The following is a 230-nucleotide window of genomic DNA, read 5'->3' as shown; positions in this document are numbered from 1 at the left end:
ACCACCCCAACACCCTGACCTCCCGCAACAACCTCGCCGGCGCCTACCAGACCGCGGGACGCCTCACCGACGCCACCGACCTGTACGAACAGACCCTCACCGACAGCACCCGCATCCTCGGCCCCGACCACCCCAACACCCTGACCTCCCGCAACAACCTCGCCGGCGCCTACCAGACCGCGGGACGCCTCACCGACGCCACCAGCCTGTACGAACAGACCCTCACCGAC

Annotated in this window: 1 protein-coding gene; it reads left to right on the top strand. The window is 69.1% G+C overall.

Annotated elements, in window-relative coordinates:
- Positions 1-230 (top strand): tetratricopeptide repeat protein (locus tag MXD61_RS05960; protein ID WP_248811826.1); only part of this gene is annotated, 230 nt, incomplete at both ends.

It is taken from the genome of Frankia sp. AgPm24, assembly GCF_023243055.1.
Classification (GTDB): Bacteria; Actinomycetota; Actinomycetes; order Frankiales; family Frankiaceae; genus Frankia; species Frankia umida.
The sequence above is the reverse complement of the archived record's forward strand: the minus strand, read 5'-3'. Positions and strand labels throughout refer to the sequence as shown.